General features: G+C 46.6%; 19 protein-coding genes and 3 tRNA genes. 9 read left to right on the forward strand and 13 right to left on the reverse strand.

Features of this window, described 5'->3' with window-relative positions; genetic code table 11:
- Nucleotides 1-40 precede the first annotated feature (40 nt).
- Nucleotides 41-862, forward strand: coding sequence for a posphoenolpyruvate synthetase regulatory kinase/phosphorylase PpsR (locus tag HMPREF2952_RS04335; protein ID WP_004520520.1), 822 nt, complete (start codon nucleotides 41-43; stop codon nucleotides 860-862).
- 55 nt (nucleotides 863-917) lie between these two features.
- On the opposite strand, the gene dcd is transcribed toward HMPREF2952_RS04335, so the two are convergent.
- From dcd to rdgC, 4 genes are all read right to left on the reverse strand, one after another.
- The gene (gene dcd, locus HMPREF2952_RS04340) at nucleotides 918-1484 is read right to left on the reverse strand and encodes a dCTP deaminase (protein WP_003680541.1); all 567 of its coding nucleotides are present in this window, start codon (nucleotides 1482-1484) and stop codon (nucleotides 918-920) included.
- A gap of 126 nt (nucleotides 1485-1610) precedes the next feature.
- Nucleotides 1611-2042 (reverse strand): MORN repeat-containing protein, encoded by a 432-nt coding sequence (locus tag HMPREF2952_RS04345; RefSeq protein WP_004521094.1) that lies wholly within the window; start codon nucleotides 2040-2042, stop codon nucleotides 1611-1613.
- A 22-nt stretch (nucleotides 2043-2064) separates the two neighbouring features.
- Complete coding sequence (locus tag HMPREF2952_RS04350; RefSeq protein WP_039862574.1) at nucleotides 2065-2847, reverse strand: ADP-ribosylglycohydrolase family protein; 783 nt, start codon at nucleotides 2845-2847, stop codon at nucleotides 2065-2067.
- A gap of 78 nt (nucleotides 2848-2925) precedes the next feature.
- Complete coding sequence (rdgC, locus tag HMPREF2952_RS04355; RefSeq protein ID WP_004521096.1) at nucleotides 2926-3825, reverse strand: recombination-associated protein RdgC; 900 nt, start codon at nucleotides 3823-3825, stop codon at nucleotides 2926-2928.
- A 133-nt stretch (nucleotides 3826-3958) separates the two neighbouring features.
- Here rdgC and HMPREF2952_RS04360 point away from each other — a divergent pair.
- Together HMPREF2952_RS04360 and serS are read left to right on the forward strand one after the other, a co-directional pair.
- Nucleotides 3959-4034 (forward strand) — tRNA-Glu (locus HMPREF2952_RS04360).
- A gap of 125 nt (nucleotides 4035-4159) precedes the next feature.
- Nucleotides 4160-5455: a serine--tRNA ligase gene (gene serS, locus HMPREF2952_RS04365; RefSeq protein ID WP_004521097.1), complete on the forward strand. Its 1296-nt coding sequence runs from the start codon at nucleotides 4160-4162 to the stop codon at nucleotides 5453-5455.
- Between the two features lie 65 nt (nucleotides 5456-5520).
- On the opposite strand, the gene HMPREF2952_RS04370 is transcribed toward serS, so the two are convergent.
- The 3 genes from HMPREF2952_RS04370 to HMPREF2952_RS04380 form a co-directional block, all read right to left on the reverse strand.
- A complete protein-coding gene (locus tag HMPREF2952_RS04370) occupies nucleotides 5521-5760 on the reverse strand; it encodes a putative hemolysin (protein WP_004521099.1) in 240 nt (79 codons plus the stop codon).
- 129 nt (nucleotides 5761-5889) lie between these two features.
- Nucleotides 5890-6693 carry a basic amino acid ABC transporter substrate-binding protein gene (locus HMPREF2952_RS04375; RefSeq protein WP_004521100.1) on the reverse strand — a complete coding sequence of 268 codons (804 nt, stop codon included), beginning with the start codon at nucleotides 6691-6693 and terminating at the stop codon, nucleotides 5890-5892.
- A gap of 76 nt (nucleotides 6694-6769) precedes the next feature.
- A complete protein-coding gene (locus HMPREF2952_RS04380) occupies nucleotides 6770-7021 on the reverse strand; it encodes an NGO1151 family protein (RefSeq protein WP_003680526.1) in 252 nt (83 codons plus the stop codon).
- A gap of 162 nt (nucleotides 7022-7183) precedes the next feature.
- On the opposite strand from HMPREF2952_RS04380, the gene HMPREF2952_RS04385 reads away from it, so the two are divergent.
- From HMPREF2952_RS04385 to HMPREF2952_RS04400, 4 genes are all read left to right on the forward strand, one after another.
- The gene (locus HMPREF2952_RS04385; RefSeq protein WP_004521101.1) at nucleotides 7184-7984 is read left to right on the forward strand and encodes a hypothetical protein; all 801 of its coding nucleotides are present in this window, start codon (nucleotides 7184-7186) and stop codon (nucleotides 7982-7984) included.
- A 121-nt stretch (nucleotides 7985-8105) separates the two neighbouring features.
- A complete protein-coding gene (locus HMPREF2952_RS04390) occupies nucleotides 8106-8666 on the forward strand; it encodes a DUF3465 domain-containing protein (protein ID WP_004521102.1) in 561 nt (186 codons plus the stop codon).
- 144 nt (nucleotides 8667-8810) lie between these two features.
- Nucleotides 8811-9980, forward strand: a complete 1170-nt coding sequence (gene metZ / locus HMPREF2952_RS04395; RefSeq protein WP_004521103.1) for an O-succinylhomoserine sulfhydrylase — start codon at nucleotides 8811-8813, stop codon at nucleotides 9978-9980.
- Nucleotides 9981-10069: 89 nt separating this feature from the next.
- Complete coding sequence (locus HMPREF2952_RS04400; protein WP_004521104.1) at nucleotides 10070-10276, forward strand: DUF2788 domain-containing protein; 207 nt, start codon at nucleotides 10070-10072, stop codon at nucleotides 10274-10276.
- A 67-nt stretch (nucleotides 10277-10343) separates the two neighbouring features.
- Here HMPREF2952_RS04400 and HMPREF2952_RS04405 read toward each other — a convergent pair whose 3' ends face one another.
- Entirely contained in the window at nucleotides 10344-11135 is a 792-nt protein-coding gene (locus HMPREF2952_RS04405; protein ID WP_004521105.1) for a Cof-type HAD-IIB family hydrolase, read from the reverse strand.
- 198 nt (nucleotides 11136-11333) lie between these two features.
- Nucleotides 11334-12725 carry a 3'-5' exonuclease family protein gene (locus tag HMPREF2952_RS04410; RefSeq protein WP_070624759.1) on the reverse strand — a complete coding sequence of 464 codons (1392 nt, stop codon included), beginning with the start codon at nucleotides 12723-12725 and terminating at the stop codon, nucleotides 11334-11336.
- A gap of 115 nt (nucleotides 12726-12840) precedes the next feature.
- Between HMPREF2952_RS04410 and HMPREF2952_RS04415 the strand changes: the two genes are divergently transcribed.
- Together HMPREF2952_RS04415 and HMPREF2952_RS04420 are read left to right on the forward strand one after the other, a co-directional pair.
- Nucleotides 12841-12917: transfer RNA gene (locus tag HMPREF2952_RS04415), tRNA-Arg, on the forward strand.
- Between the two features lie 12 nt (nucleotides 12918-12929).
- Nucleotides 12930-13004 (forward strand) — tRNA-Glu (locus HMPREF2952_RS04420).
- Nucleotides 13005-13109: 105 nt separating this feature from the next.
- On the opposite strand, the gene HMPREF2952_RS11605 is transcribed toward HMPREF2952_RS04420, so the two are convergent.
- The 4 genes from HMPREF2952_RS11605 to HMPREF2952_RS04430 all read right to left on the reverse strand — a co-directional run bounded on the left by HMPREF2952_RS11605 (nucleotide 13110) and on the right by HMPREF2952_RS04430 (nucleotide 14822).
- Entirely contained in the window at nucleotides 13110-13214 is a 105-nt protein-coding gene (locus tag HMPREF2952_RS11605; protein ID WP_283771159.1) for a hypothetical protein, read from the reverse strand.
- Nucleotides 13215-13370 (reverse strand): hypothetical protein, encoded by a 156-nt coding sequence (locus tag HMPREF2952_RS11485; RefSeq protein ID WP_004521108.1) that lies wholly within the window; start codon nucleotides 13368-13370, stop codon nucleotides 13215-13217.
- Between the two features lie 618 nt (nucleotides 13371-13988).
- On the reverse strand, nucleotides 13989-14399 hold the full coding sequence (locus HMPREF2952_RS04425; RefSeq protein WP_224783393.1) for a tetratricopeptide repeat protein: 411 nt from the start codon (nucleotides 14397-14399) through the stop codon (nucleotides 13989-13991).
- 18 nt (nucleotides 14400-14417) lie between these two features.
- Entirely contained in the window at nucleotides 14418-14822 is a 405-nt protein-coding gene (locus HMPREF2952_RS04430) for a hypothetical protein (RefSeq protein WP_049343954.1), read from the reverse strand.
- Nucleotides 14823-15117 lie beyond the last annotated feature (295 nt).

A 15117-nucleotide genomic window follows, 5' to 3' on the forward strand; every position in this document is an offset into this window, starting at 1 on the left:
ATGATTGCCGTCTGAAACGTTACCCTCAAGAGGATTCATTATGACTGATCCACGCCAAGTCTTCTATATTTCCGACCGAACCGGTCTGACCGCTGAAAATATCGGTGAAGCCTTGCTGAACCAATTTGGCAATGTTGAGTTCAAACGCCATACCTATCCGTTTATTGATACGCCTGAAAAAGCGCGTGCTGTTGTAGACAAAGTCAACCAGTCAGCTGAAAAATTCGGCGTGCGCCCGATTGCTTTTGTCAGTGTGGTCAATGACGAAATCCGTGAAATCATCAAGAAAGCTAATGCGTTCCATATTAATTTCTTTGAAACCTTTCTCGGTCTTTTGGAAAAGGAACTCAATACGGAGGCGGTTGCCGCCCAGCAGGGGCACCACAGTATCGGCAATACCCAACGCTATGATGCGCGTATGGAGGCGGTCAATTTTTCACTGAATCATGATGACGGCGTCAGCGATAAAAACCTGCAGGAAGCGGATGTGATTTTGATGGGCGTGTCCCGTTCGGGCAAAACGCCGACCTGTCTCTATCTGGCCCTGCAATACGGTATCCGCGCCGCAAACTATCCATTGATTCCCGATGATTTGGAATCGACCGATTTGCCGCGTATGGTCAAACCTTATAAAGACAAGCTGTTCGGCTTGACCATTCAGCCTGAACGCTTGCAGGCAATCCGTCAGGAACGCCGTCCTAATTCGACCTATGCCAAAATCGATACTTGCCGCAGCGAGATTGCTGATGCGCAAAATATGTTCAAACGCCACGGTGTACCGTTTACCAATACAACCGATAAATCAGTGGAAGAACTTGCCGTTCATATCTTGCAGGCTTGCAAGTTGAAACGCCGTTTCTAAATGAAATGATAAAAGGCCGTCTGAAATTTCAGACGGCCTTTTTTTATTTTGTGTATTAAGTCTTAGGCAGGGTAACACCGGTTTGTCCCATGTATTTGCCGTTGCGGTCTTTGTATGAAGTTTCGCAGACTTCATCGCTTTCAAAGAACAAGACTTGAGCCACGCCTTCGCCGGCATAGATTTTGGCAGGCAGGGGGGTGGTGTTGGAAAACTCAAGCGTAACGTAGCCTTCCCACTCTGGCTCGAACGGGGTAACGTTGACGATAATGCCGCAGCGAGCATAGGTGGATTTGCCCAAGCAGACGGTTAGGACGTTGCGCGGGATGCGGAAATATTCGACTGTGCGCGCCAAAGCAAAGGAGTTGGGCGGAATGATGCAGCAGTCGTCTTCGACTGTAACGAAGTTTTTCGGGTCGAAGTTTTTCGGGTCGACGATGGTGCTGTTGATATTGGTGAAGATTTTAAATTCATTAGCACAACGGATGTCGTAGCCGTAGCTGGATGTGCCGTAGGAAATGATGCGTTGGCCGTTGGCCTCTTTGATTTGGTTGGGCTCGAACGGCTCAATCATGCCGTGTTCTTCGGCCATGCGGCGTATCCATTTGTCGGATTTAATGCTCATGGTGGTTGTCCTGGGGTAAGGGTTGTTTGGAAATTCTTTAAAATCAACACAACAGCCTTATAGGCAGGCTTGTTCATTGATGTTTCAGACGGCCTAGAAGATGGATAAGGCCGTCTGAAAGGCTGTTTATTTGGTTTTGGAAGCAGATTTCTTAGGCAGTTTGACTTCTTTAATCATACCGTCTTCGCATTTCATGATGAAGACTGGTGTGCCGTTTTGGGAGGCGGTAAAGTTTCCGTGCGCCCTGCCTTTTTTGAACACGCCCTCCAGCGTCATATTGCGTAATTTGGCGCTGTTGGAGGAGAAAGGTTCGATAAAGGTTTCGCTGTTGCTGGAAACGGTATATACGCCTTTGCCGTCAAATTTGCCGTTTTTAAAGGCTCCGACATAGCTGCGGCCGTCTTGGCATTTCCATGTGCCTTTGCCGGATGGTTTGCCGTCTTTGCCGACATCGCCATCGTAAACGCAACCTTTTTCCTGATAAGGATTGATGGTTTCGGCAATGGCAGGCGAACCCAGCATGAAGGCGATAGGGAGTAGGGCGAGGTATTTCATCATTCATTCCTTTTTGCAGGCAGTTTCAGACGGCCTGATATTGGGATTCAAAAGTCAGCAGGGTTTCAGCAATACGGCGTGGCAATATGGCTAAAGCGTGTTCGCGCATGGATGCAGGGATACCATGGTAGGCTTCGGCAATACTGCCGGTAATGGCTGCTAAAGTATCGCTGTCTCCGCCCAGGGAAACTGCCAGTCGGATGGCGTGTTCAAAATCATCGCTTTCAAGAAAGGCGGTAACTGCTTGAGGTACGGTTTCTTGACAGCTTTCGTTGAAATGATAATGCGGCCGGATTTGGTCGCAACTTTGGCTCAAGTTGTAGCCGAATTGTCGTGTAATGTCTTCTTTGATTTGCGCTTTGCCGATGCCGGTACGCGCCCAAAAGATGGCGGCGGCTACAGCTTGTGCACCTTTAATGCCTTCCGGATGGTTGTGCGTTACGGCGGCGGATTGTTCGGCAAAATGCAGGGTTTCTTCCAATGTGGCAAATGCCCAGCCAACGGCAGAAACACGCATGGCCGAGCCGTTGCCCCAGCTATTATAAGGTTCTGGATCTTTCCATTCTATCCATTGTGAAAAGCGGCCGCCATATGCGCCTTTAGGGTAGGGATATGCCCTACACCAGCCTTGTAAAATAGAGGCTAAATGATCGTTGCAGCCTTGTAAAACCCAATCGGCGATGGCAACAGTACAAATCGTGTCATCAGTAAAGTCGCTGTCGGGGCTGAAAATGTCAAAATCGATGTGACGGTAGTTGTCAAACTCAAATCTTGATCCGGCAATATCGCCAATGACTGCGCCCAACATCATGACATCCTTTCTGATACTTCTATTTATATTTCAGACGGCCTTTGATATTTCCCAATCAAAAGGCCGTCTGAAAAATTATTCTTGCCAGCCGCCCAAATAAGAAACCAGTTCTTCCAACATGGTGCTGATGGCTTCGGTCATCAGGATTTGCGAGGCAAAGGCGAGGCTGGCGGCATCGTCGCCGTTGCTTTCCGCTTCTTCTTGCAAAACGTCCAGATACTGGATGCGTTTGAGTGTAAAGTCTTGGGTAAGGATGAATGCGATTTGTTCTCGCCATACCAAGCCCAGCTGGGTAACAGTTTTGCCGTTTTTGACGTGTTGTACCACTTCATCGGCGGTCAGGTCTTGTTTGGAAACTTTGACGACCGGGACAACATCGCCTACGCCTTTGAGTTCGCAATCGCTGTCCAATTCAAAACCGCCTTCGCAATGGCCTTGCAGCAGCCAGCTGGTCATCAGGGAGGAGGGCGATTGTTTGGTGTTGGGCAGGGCTGCTTCAAGGCCGCCCAAGGCTTCGCGCAGTTTGGTCAGGATATTTTCCGCTTTGGCAGATGCGGCATTGTTGACCAAAAGATACCCGTGGCGCGTGTCGAAAATCACCTGTGTGCGGCTGCTGCGCGTAAAGGCACGGGGCAGCAGGTCGTCAGTAATCTGTTCTTTCAGTTCTTGTTTTTCCTTGCGGCCGACATTGCGCGCTTCGTTGTTTTGGATTTCCAAAACCTTTTCATCCAAAATATCACGGATGACGCCGGCAGGCAGGACTTTTTCTTCTTTTTTCAGGGCCACACGCCAAGTGTAATCGGCAGGGAAAACCAGCTCGGGCGAAAAGGAAACCGGCGTGGCAAAGCCTTCGCTAAACCAGTCCAAACCCTGACAATGGGCAAATTCGGATTGCGCCAATTTGTCGGCAAGGACTTCCAATTCGGGCAATTTGTCTTTGTTGAGCGGATAAAAACTGATTTGCTTAAACCACATGGCGAGTTTTCCTTTTTATTAAAACCGGCATTATACAGGGAAAATAACATACGGAAATCGGCAGCACCTTTAAAAATGCAGTAAAGGCGTTGACAGAAGAAAAGGCTTTCTGTATAGTTCGCGCTTCGGTTACGCGCCCATCGTCTAGAGGCCTAGGACACTGCCCTTTCACGGCGGCAACCGGGGTTCGAATCCCCGTGGGCGTGCCAAAATTCTTAAAAAACGCTCCTGCTTTTTTCAGGGGCGTTTTTTGTTTTCAGACGGCCTGTCGCTGTGAAAATATCTTTAAATTGGTTTACAATAATGCCATTCTGAATCTTAACGAGAGAAAACAATGTTAGACATCCAATTGCTCCGCAGCAATACCGCCGCAGTTGCAGAACGTTTGGCCGCACGCGGTTACGAGTTTGATACCGCGCGTTTCAACGCTTTGGAAGAGCAACGTAAAGCCGTTCAAGTGAAAACAGAAGAGTTGCAGGCTTCACGAAACAGTATTTCCAAACAAATCGGTGCGTTGAAAGGTCAAGGCAAACACGAAGAGGCTCAAGCTGCGATGGATCAGGTTACCCAAATCAAGGCGGATTTGGAGCAGGCTGCCGCTGATTTGGATGCCGTTCAGAAAGAATTGGATGCTTGGCTGCTGAGCATTCCGAACCTGCCGCACGAAAGTGTGCCTGTCGGTAAAGACGAAACTGAAAACGTTGAAGTCCGCAAAGTGGGCACGCCGCGCGAATTTGATTTTGAAATCAAAGACCATGTTGATTTGGGCGAGCCTTTGGGCTTGGATTTTGAAGGCGGTGCGAAACTGTCCGGCGCGCGCTTTACCGTCATGAAAGGTCAAATCGCCCGTCTGCATCGCGCTTTGGCTCAGTTCATGCTGGATACGCACACGCTGAAACACGGCTATACCGAACATTACACGCCTTACATTGTGGATGACCTGACCCTGCAAGGTACGGGTCAACTGCCTAAATTTGCAGAAGATTTGTTCCACGTTACCCGCGGCGGTGATGAGAGTAAGAAAACGCAATATCTGATTCCGACTGCTGAAGTAACGCTGACCAATACTGTTGCCGACAGCATCGTGGCCGGCAGTGATTTTCCGTTGAAATTAACTGCGCATTCCCCATGTTTCCGCTCCGAAGCGGGCGCATACGGTAAAGACGTGCGCGGCTTGATTCGCCAACACCAATTCGACAAAGTGGAAATGGTGCAAATCGTTCATCCGGAAAAATCATACGAAGCGCTGGAAGAAATGGTCGGCCACGCTGAAAATATTTTGAAAGCGTTGGAACTGCCATACCGCGTGATCACTTTGTGTACCGGCGACATGGGTTTCGGCGCAACTAAAACCTACGACTTGGAAGTTTGGGTTCCTGCGCAAAACACTTACCGCGAAATTTCCAGCTGTTCCAACTGCGAAGATTTCCAAGCTCGCCGCATGAAAGCGCGTTTCAAAGATGAAAACGGTAAAAACCGTTTGGTGCATACTTTGAACGGCTCAGGCTTGGCAGTCGGCCGTACTTTGGTGGCGGTATTGGAAAACCATCAAAATGCCGATGGCAGCATTAATGTTCCTGCTGCGTTGCAACCGTATATGGGCGGCGTGACCAAATTGGAAGTAAAATAATCGTTGTTTAAATAAAAAGGCCGTCTGAAACTTGGGTTCAGACGGCCTTTTCTATGATTGAGCAATTATTTGTTGTGTTGACGGAAATATTCCCATTCTTCGACAACGGTACCGTTAGGTAAGTGGCACACGCCGTATTCACCACCGTCTTTATCTTTTTTGATTTCGGATTTGCCACCTTGTTTGACGCAGAATTCAGAAGCAGGATTGGCCACGCCGACCTTAGGAGATTCTTGTTTTTCAGAAGCGGAGCAGGCGGCCAAAGCAGTGGCGGCAGCGAGGCTGAGGATAAGGGGTTTGATCATGACGTATCTTTCATTTGAAGGATAAAAACAAGTGGATTATAGGGGACGCTTGCGTTTAATTGAGTTAAACAGATTAAAGGCCGTCTGAAAAGTTTTCAGACGGCCTTTAGTTTAAGAAGTCATACCGGATTATTTGGCTGCTTCGGTTTTTTCGCCTTCTTTAGCAAAGTATTTGGCGTAAATTTTGTCGTATTCGCCGCTTTCGCGTACTTTTTTCAGCGCATCGTTCAACATTTTGATGGTTGCTTCGTCGCCTTTGCGTGCAGCGATACCGTAGTTTTCGATGGTGAAGTCAGGCAGGGAGATGAAATCCAAGCCTTTGGTCGGGTTGTTTTTCACATAGTTGGCAATGACTGCGCTGTCGCTGACTACGGAATCCAAACCGCCGTTTTCCAATTCTTTGATAATCAGGGGAACGCTTTCAAAGCGGGCGATTTTCGGATTGTCGTTGCCCAAGAGTTTGGAAACGGAGAAGTCGCCGGTGTAGCCGGTTACCACGCCGACTTTGGCCATGTTTTTCAGGTCTTCGGAAGAAGATACTTTTTTGCCTTTCGGAACGAGGACGACTTGGGTAATTTCAAAGTATGGGTCGCTGAAGAGCATGCTTTGTTTGCGGTCGTCAGTGATGGTTACGCCGGACATAACGATGTCCACGTCGCCGTTGTTCAGCGAAGGGAAGAGGCTTTCCCATGGCTGGTGTTTGAATTCGACTTTGAAGTTGCCGGCTTTGGCCATGGCATTCATCAAGTCAACGTCAAAACCTTCCACTTTGCCGGCAGAATCCAAAGATTCAAATGGGGCAAACTCGGCGTTAGAGCCGACACGGTACACTTTATCGGCAGGAGCAGAGGCATTGTTGCTTTGACCGCCGCAGGCAGTCAGGGCAAGGGCGGAACAAGCGAGGGCAGTGGCCAGCCATTTTTTCATGTTCATGATATGTGCTTTCTTAATAAAATGTTAACGGATAAAATCTTAGTTTAGCATAATTTTGTGAACAAACTAGCCGAAATCAGTGGTCTTTTTCTCGGAAAAATGCGTAGGTTACGTCATGGAAAAGGTCGGTGTGCGGGCTGTCTTCATAGCTCAATTCCGCCAACGCGTCTTCAAAGGCAAGCTGGATGGATTCTACGGCATCGTTGGCCATGTCAGAGGGCAGGGAGCGGATAAGGCCTTTGAGGGCGGTGGCGAGGACGTGGTTTTGCATACGCAAAGCGTCGTTGGCCTCTTCCAGATATTCGAGGCGTTGTTCGATGCTGCTCATGATGTATCCTTGAGTATTAAATAAAATAGTGATTATATAGCGAATTAATATTAAAATGTGACGCTTGCGCCGGCTTGCCGGATATGTCCAACCATCGGCCGTATTTCAAGTGATTTTAGGTTTGAATGCGGCTCACAATAAAAATGAAAAAACGAGATTATTATGGAAAACAACCGTCTTGACCCCACAGCCCTCGAGGAAGAAGATCTGAATTGGGAAAAACGCTTGGAAAGATTGCGTCAGGCACGACAATTCAATACTGCGCCGACTCATGCGCCATTGGTCAAAAAATCGGACGACGCTGTCGATGTTGCGCCCAAAACCGCGTCTAAAAAAGAATATAAATTAGATGCGGACAATCGTGAAAAAGTATTGGAAGAATATTTGTACCGCTGGCAGTTGGAACACAATACTGCCCTTGCAGACGATGGCGAAGCAGTGGAAACCGATGCGATGGTGGTTTTGCAGGACAACTGGTTGAGCGCGCAATCGGCATTGCAGGCCGCGGCTTCAGAGCGTCATATTGAATCCACCCGCACTGTCAGACTGAATCCGAAATCAGGTGCCGTAGATTTTGATGCGCCTGAAGTGGAAGAAACTGAAAAACCGGAAAATGATGATGCGCAAGCGGCTGAAGAGGCGGTTTCAGACGGCCTTGAAAAAGAACCGGCCATCAATGTCCATATCAATGTATTGAACCCGCAGGCGATTGGCCGTCGGGAAGTATTCTGTGTTTCTGAAAAGGATTTGACCGAGCGTCTGATTAAGCGTTTGCGTCCCCATGTGGCCGATGCGGTCAACGGCATGATTCGGATTGCCGTGCAAAAACAAATGGCCTTGTTCACTTACCAGTTGCAGCAAATGCTGAACGAGCAGGCGCCTGGCTTGGTGGAGGATGTATTGGAACACAACGTCAAACGTATTTTGGACGATATGAAGACTGAAATGAAATACCGCCGTTGAGTATCCTGGCCGTCTGAAAAGTTTCAGACGGCCTTTGGCGTAAAATTCCCTTAAAATTTTACGAAACGTGTATAATAGCGGCTCACGTTTTCGTGATAAATATCCTTTCTAAATAGTTGATATGCCCGATGCAGAATCGGGCATTTTTTTTGAGATTGTTATGAATAAAAATAAAATCATTGTATTGCTGATTGCTTTGGTTGCCGTATTTGCCTATAACAAAATGCAAAACAATCAGCCGGTACAATCGCAGAATCAGCAGAAAATAGAAGCTGTTCAAAAACAAAATAATGTGGGTAAAAAGAATGCCGATGCGGCTCAGCAGCAAATCGGTTCGGGCAAAGAATCAGCCGAAGCGGTTTTGAAACAGGCGTTTGAAAACGAGCAAAGCGATATTCAGGTTGAGGGCGAGGGCACGGTATGGAAAACCCTGCCGGATGACAACAAAGGCACGCGCCACCAACGCTTTATCTTGAAGCTCTCCAGCGGTCAGACGCTTTTGGTGGCACACAATATCGACCTTGCCGATAAGATTAAGGGTTTGAAAAAAGGCGATAAAGTAGCGTTTTACGGCGAATACGAATGGTCGGAGCAGGGCGGCGTTATCCATTGGACGCACCATGACCCGTCAGCCCGGCATACTGACGGCTGGTTGAAACACGACGGCCGCCTTTATCAGTAAAAACGGTTTTCCTGTTTTTTCAGACGGTCCGAAACACGGCCTTCGGCTTGAAAGATAGTAGAAATCGGCGCAAAATGTTAACAAGTTAAACAGACGGAAAAATATTGTTCCGTCCATTGGAATACACAGTAGATTGGAAAATAAATGAACAAAAAACTTCATCCGCAAACGCTGGCCATCCGGGGCGGCAAAGAGCAAACCGAATATCGCGAACACAATCAGGCGCTGTTTTTGACCAGCAGCTTCATGTGGGAAAGCGCGCAACATGCGGCAGATTTGTTTTCCAAAAAAATTAAAGGCTTTACCTATACCCGTACAGCCAATCCGACTACTGCCGCTTTTGAAAAACGCATTGCCGCATTGGAAGGCGCAGAGCGCGCGGTAGCCACTTCGACCGGTATGTCCGCGATTCAGGCAGCGTTTTTTACCTTCTTGCAAGCCGGTGATCATGTTATTTCCAGCCGCAGCCTGTTTGGTACAACTGTCGGTTTCATCAATAACATCGTTACCAAGTTCGGCATCGAAGTCAGCCATGTATCGCCGGTTGATGTGGATGAATGGAAAGCTGCCATCAAGCCCAATACCAAACTGTTTTTCTTGGAAACGCCGTCCAACCCTTTGGGCGAAGTTGCCGATTTGGAAGCTTTAGCTGAACTGGCACACCGCATCGGCGCGCTTTTGGTGGTGGACAACAGTCTCTTGTCGCCAGCCGGTTCGCAACCTTTGAAACACGGTGCGGATATTTCCGTGTCTTCCGCAACCAAAGCCATTGATGGCCACGGCCGCGTGATGGGTGGCGTGTTGGCCGGTTCGGATGAATTGATGACGCAAGTAGCCATGTATTGCAACTCTTGCGGTTTGGCGATGTCTCCGTTTAACGCATGGCAGCTGTTGAGCGGCGTGGAAACCTTGTCGCTGCGTATGGAAAAACAATACGACAATGCGCTGAAAATTGCACAATGGTTGAAAGAGCAGCTGCAAGTCCAAGCTGTGTACTACACCGGTTTGCCCGACCATCCGCAAGCCGAACTGATCCGCAAACAGCAAAATGGCGGCGGTATTGTGGTAGGTTTTGAAGTCGCAGACCAAGAAACGGCATGGAAAATCGTGGACGGCGTAGAGCTCTTTTCCCGTACTGCCAACCTCGGCGATGTGCGCTCGACCATCACCCATCCGTGGACAACCACGCACGGCCGGATGCAGCCTGAAGAAAAACTCGCCGCGAATATCCGCCCGGGCTTGATCCGCCTCTCTGTCGGTTTGGAACACATCGACGATTTGATTGATGATTTGCAACAAGCATTGAACAAATAATCTAAAAACAAATTTCAGACGGCCTTAAATTTTAATAGGCCGTCTGAAAGCAATTAAACACACATCTTAAGAATAAAAGGAAAAAAATAATGTCTGAAGCAGAATTCGCCTCATGGGCAATGAAAATCCTACTGAGTGGCCTGATTATCTTTTTGGGCTTTATCGTTTGGAACTTGGGTAAAGAATCCAAAGCCGGCAAATTCGGCATTGCCATGCTCTTCTTGGTTTTGGGCTTGGGTGTGTTTGGGTTCGTATTTAAAGAATTGCTGATTAGCTTTTTGGTATTGCCGAAGTAGGCAGGAAGTTTATTGATAGAACAAGGCCGTCTGAAAAAATGTTCAGACGGCCTTTTGATTTGATGTTTTAAATTACGCCCAATTCTTGCAAGCCGCGCAAGACGCCGTCTTCATCAACACTTGGGCAGACGAATTGTGCGGCAGATTTGGCAGCGTCTTCGCCATTGCCCATGGCAACACCAAAGCCGACGGTTGACAGCATTTCCAAGTCGTTGAAGCTGTCGCCGAATGCCATCACTTTGTTCATATCAATCCCCAGTTTTTCCACTGCGTGGGCGATGCCCCGTGCTTTTGAACCTTCTTTGCGCAGCAGGTCCACAGCATATTCATGCCAGCGGACGGATTTGAAGCCGTGTTGCTGGGTTAGCGGTTGCAGGATTTTTTCTTCTTCCTTATCCACAAAGACCAACATTTGATAAACAGGTTGTTTGCGGAAATATTCTTTGTCAGTCAGGAAGTTGGGCAGGATATGCGATAAGCCTTCGACAACGCGTGGCGAATGGGAGGAAACGGCAATTTCTTGGTTGTTGACAAAGGCGTAGTCTATTTTGTGTTGTTCAAGCAGGTTGATGGCGGTTTCGATGTCGGCAATGTCCAAGGGGTAGCTTTGCAGAGGTTCGCCGCGAAAGGAAATATATTGGCCGTTGATGGTAACGAGCATGTCGATACCGCATTCTTGAATCAAGGCTTTGACTTTGGCGGGAATGGCGGCTTTCGGACGGCCGGTGGCAATGGCAGTTAAAATGCCTTTGGCTTTCAATGCGCGCATGGCTTGGGCAACCGAAGGACGCAGGGTATCCGTGTATTTGCGGTAGAGGGTGTCGTCGATGTCAAAGAAGATGATTTCAGGATTGTTCATGGTTTACTCATCGGGCTGGGTATACACAGCTTTCATTGAAAATTGTGTGAACAGCTTGTGTATAAATTGGTTTAGTATTTGATTGCTATTATAAAAATAAGTTCTGATTAAAATTTAGGCAGAGTTTTATTTTGAGAATAAAGCGGAAAGTTATTCACAATAGGCCGTCTGAAAATTTGGTTTTCAGACGGCCTTGTTTTAAGCAATCAAACGGATATTTTCTTTGTCTTGTCTGAATTTGTTTTTAATCACGAGAGGCAGGCTGCTGTCGAAATACCAGCTTCCATCAGGCAATGCCAATGCGCCGCCGGCGCAGAGCAGGGTAATGCTGTTTCCGGTCAGGGGGTCGGTTTCGGTAATTTCAATTTCGTGCGCTTTGCCCCAATCAGTTACGGGGAGTAGGGCAGCAAGCTCGGTAATGCGTTGGTTTTGATGTTTGATGCCGTTTGGCTGGCGGCAGTTGCCATTGCATTTTCCGACAGCCTCAACAGGGCAGGGTTCGCCCTTTGCGTAGCCGGTCGGCAAAATATTGAGCGAATCTGGGCAGAGTCTGTGTTCTTGCGACCATTGCGTCAAAGCGCGTTTGGCTGCTTTTTTGTGGGCAAACAAACCGTAAGGACGCCAGTTTCTGGTGCCGCTGTTTAACAAGACAATGCGTGCTTGAAGGCCGCCGTGTTCGTCAGCGATAAAGCGGACGGTAGAAAACGATGTGGACTTTTCAGACGGCATCAGTTGGTATTCCTGCATAGTCTGGGCTTTGAGCCATAATGTATGGAGCTGCCCGACTGCCGGAATAAAACGGATGGAGGCTGCGGCTTTGATGTGCGGCGGCAGTTTTTTGCTGTGCAGCAGGGTAGCGGTTTCACTGTATGTGCGTTCATGTGCTTCAATGGCTTGGGCTTTGCCGAAATAGTCAAACCAAACCAATACGCCGTAACTGTCGGGCAGGGCATAGAGCTGTTGGGCAAGCGAATCAGGCAGCCAAGTGGGCAACATTTTCGGATTCATCAATACACGGACATGTTCGTCCCATTGTTGATGATTTTTTTCTGTCAGACTTAATTCGAGATAATCACACAATGCGGCCACATCGGTCATGGCGCGGTGGCGGTTGGCCGTCTGAATGCCGGTGCGTTCGATAATGCTGTCGAGGCTGTGTTTGTAAAACTCAGGATACAGGCGGCGCGACAGTTGAACCGTACAGAGCGAGGGAGCGGCAAAGTCAGTATGGATACGGGCAAACTCGTGGCGCAGGAAGGTGTAGTCAAAGCGGCTGTTGTGGGCAACAACCACTGCACCTTGCAGCAGCGGCAACAAATCGCCTGCAATATCGGCAAAGACAGGCGCGTTTTTTACCGTTTCATCATGAATTCCGGTCAGCCTGGCAACAAATTCGGGAATGCTGCGGCAAGGATTGACCAATTGCTCGTAATGTGAGGCGCGTCCTTGCTCAAAGCGAACAAGGGCGACTTCCGTTATCCTGTCTTGATAGAAATTTCCACCGGTCGTCTCCAAATCCACCACGACCACAGGCCGTCCCAAACGGGAAAATGCTTCGGATAAGAGCGGCCAGCGTGCGAAATCTGACATTTTATTCTCTGTAAATTCAATAGCAAATGCGCATTTTACACGCTGTCTGCAAGTTTTCCAAATAAAACGCTTGACAATAAATAGCCCTCTCTTTATAATTCGAATCTTTCTTGATGCACCCGTAGCTCAGTTGGATAGAGTATCTGGCTACGAACCAGAGGGTCGGGCGTTCGAATCGCTCCGGGTGCGCCACAGAAAATCTCCGCGCCCATCGTCTAGCGGTTAGGACATCGCCCTTTCACGGCGGTAACCGGGGTTCGATTCCCCGTGGGCGTGCCAGTTACTTTAAAATAAGCCATCACTAAAGAATAGTGATGGCTTATTTTTTTACATTTATTTTTACATTTATAAGTTTATAGTTATTTAATTTTTTAAATAGCTTTCTTAGTTGTTCAGACGTCCTTTGCCTATCCTTCTACCCAAAGCATCGTAGGTGTAGGCCCAAGTCTCTTTTGTGCCGTCTTTTTTGAAGATTCCGGCTTTGACCAGTTAGTCATGCAGATCGCAGAAGTAGTTCTGTACTTCGCCGTCGGCCAGTTCACGGTGGATCAGGTTGCCGAAGTGGTCGTAGTAATAGTTGCTGCCGTTGTATTCTTTAAGGGGGTTGTCCGGTATATGAGGGACGATTTGTTGAATTAGGTTCAATTTTTTGGGGAAAGATAGATTGGCCCATTAGGGCTTGCCTCTATTCCAGTACTATCTTCTCTTTCTGGTTTTCAGGTGCCGAAAGAGTCAAGCTACTGGTGTAAATTCACGATTAGACAACTGCAGAAGAAAGCAGCCAACAGACACACTACCTCCTCTGTAATCAAATTGGTATCCCAAGAGGGATGACCGACTGTGAAGATAACCTCTGGTTTGGGAATTATTACGACTGGGGCAAACTAAAAAGAGAAATGGATATATCTGGAACTGCTCGCTAACCATTTCGATTATGCATTACAACTTTTTCAGGTATTATGAGCTATGGCATTAAGGTTGTCTTAAAACATTCCTTCCAGACAAACTTAATGCTCTGTTAAGATATTATCTTCACATTATTGGGTAAATAATATCTTCTTAACAGGGCAAAAAATAGTCATAATTTTTTGTGTCCAATTTCTTAAATAAGTAAGATTAATTTTTGAAACTTTATTTGATATCAAATATTCTCCATGGAATGAGTCCTGTTCGATAATGTGCCCCTTAGGAAGTTTCCAACATTTTCTTAATCCTCCTCCAGAAGTTTTAGATTTGTAACGATAGTCCGCTAAATCTTATTAATTAATTGATATTTATCAATATTTTTAATTCGTCTGGTAGTTTGGCACCATTTATATATGCCTTTTTAGCCCAAAATATGGCTTTTTCTTTATTGCCTTGTGTGAAAAATAAATCGGCTAAATTGGATTGGGCAATTGGATGTCCATTTTTTGCCGCTATCTCTAGCCATTTAAATTCCAAATCTTGATCTAAAGATACAAACATATGGTATTGATATAATTTGAATGCTGAGTTTTTATCTCCATTAGTGGCGTTCTTTTCGAGAATTTGAATTTCTTCATCTGGAATCCAATAAGTACTACCTGTTGATATGAAGTCAGTCATTTTCTCATTTCTTTCCGGATGTTGTTTACATGATATTAAAGGGGTTAATAACAAAAATAAAATTAAGAAATTTTTCAGTATTTCCATAGTTAGCATGTTCCTTACTTATTTTTTACTTTGAGGAGTAAAGCTTCTCATGGTGCCTGGTTTGCTTGTATCTTGCGAGCGATCAGCCTTCATTCCCATCGGTGTTAATTCCCCGTTACTTGAAAACCAAAGATATTCATTTGGTGCTTTAACTGTAGTATTTAATTCATTAGCAAGTTGTTGTCCAAGAGGGTTTGCTCCTTTTCCTGTATTACAGGATAAAATCTCAACCGTCATACCTGATTTATAGTTAGGATTTTTTTTAATTCTCGCTGCTAATTTTTTAGCATCTAATCTTTCACCTGTAGCTCCATCTACCATCAATGAAGGATTACCATGCCCTCCTACTTGGAAAGTATTCGGTTTATTGGCAACTTTATGAGCGTAAGAGTGTATGTCTTCATTACTTAGGAATAAATTCATATCAACTCCAGCTAAACCTAACCAATCGACCCATACTTGGGTATTAGGTGCAAATTGATAAAGATTATCCCCCCATCAACCCTATCGGATAGCGACGACGCCATCGCTTAATTAAAAATCCTGCCTTAAGATCGGCAGGATTTGAAAATAGCTTTCACATTATGAAATAAAACAGCACTTCATTTTTCTCAAAAAATCGTCTTATTTATCTCGGCACGCTTCAGTTTACAGCATATTCTTGAGATATATTTGTTAATATAAAGTTAAATTCTTTTCTGTGCTTTTATATATATCT

The organism is Neisseria sp. HMSC068C12 (assembly GCF_001814095.1).
GTDB classification, from domain to species: domain Bacteria; phylum Pseudomonadota; class Gammaproteobacteria; order Burkholderiales; family Neisseriaceae; genus Neisseria; species Neisseria perflava.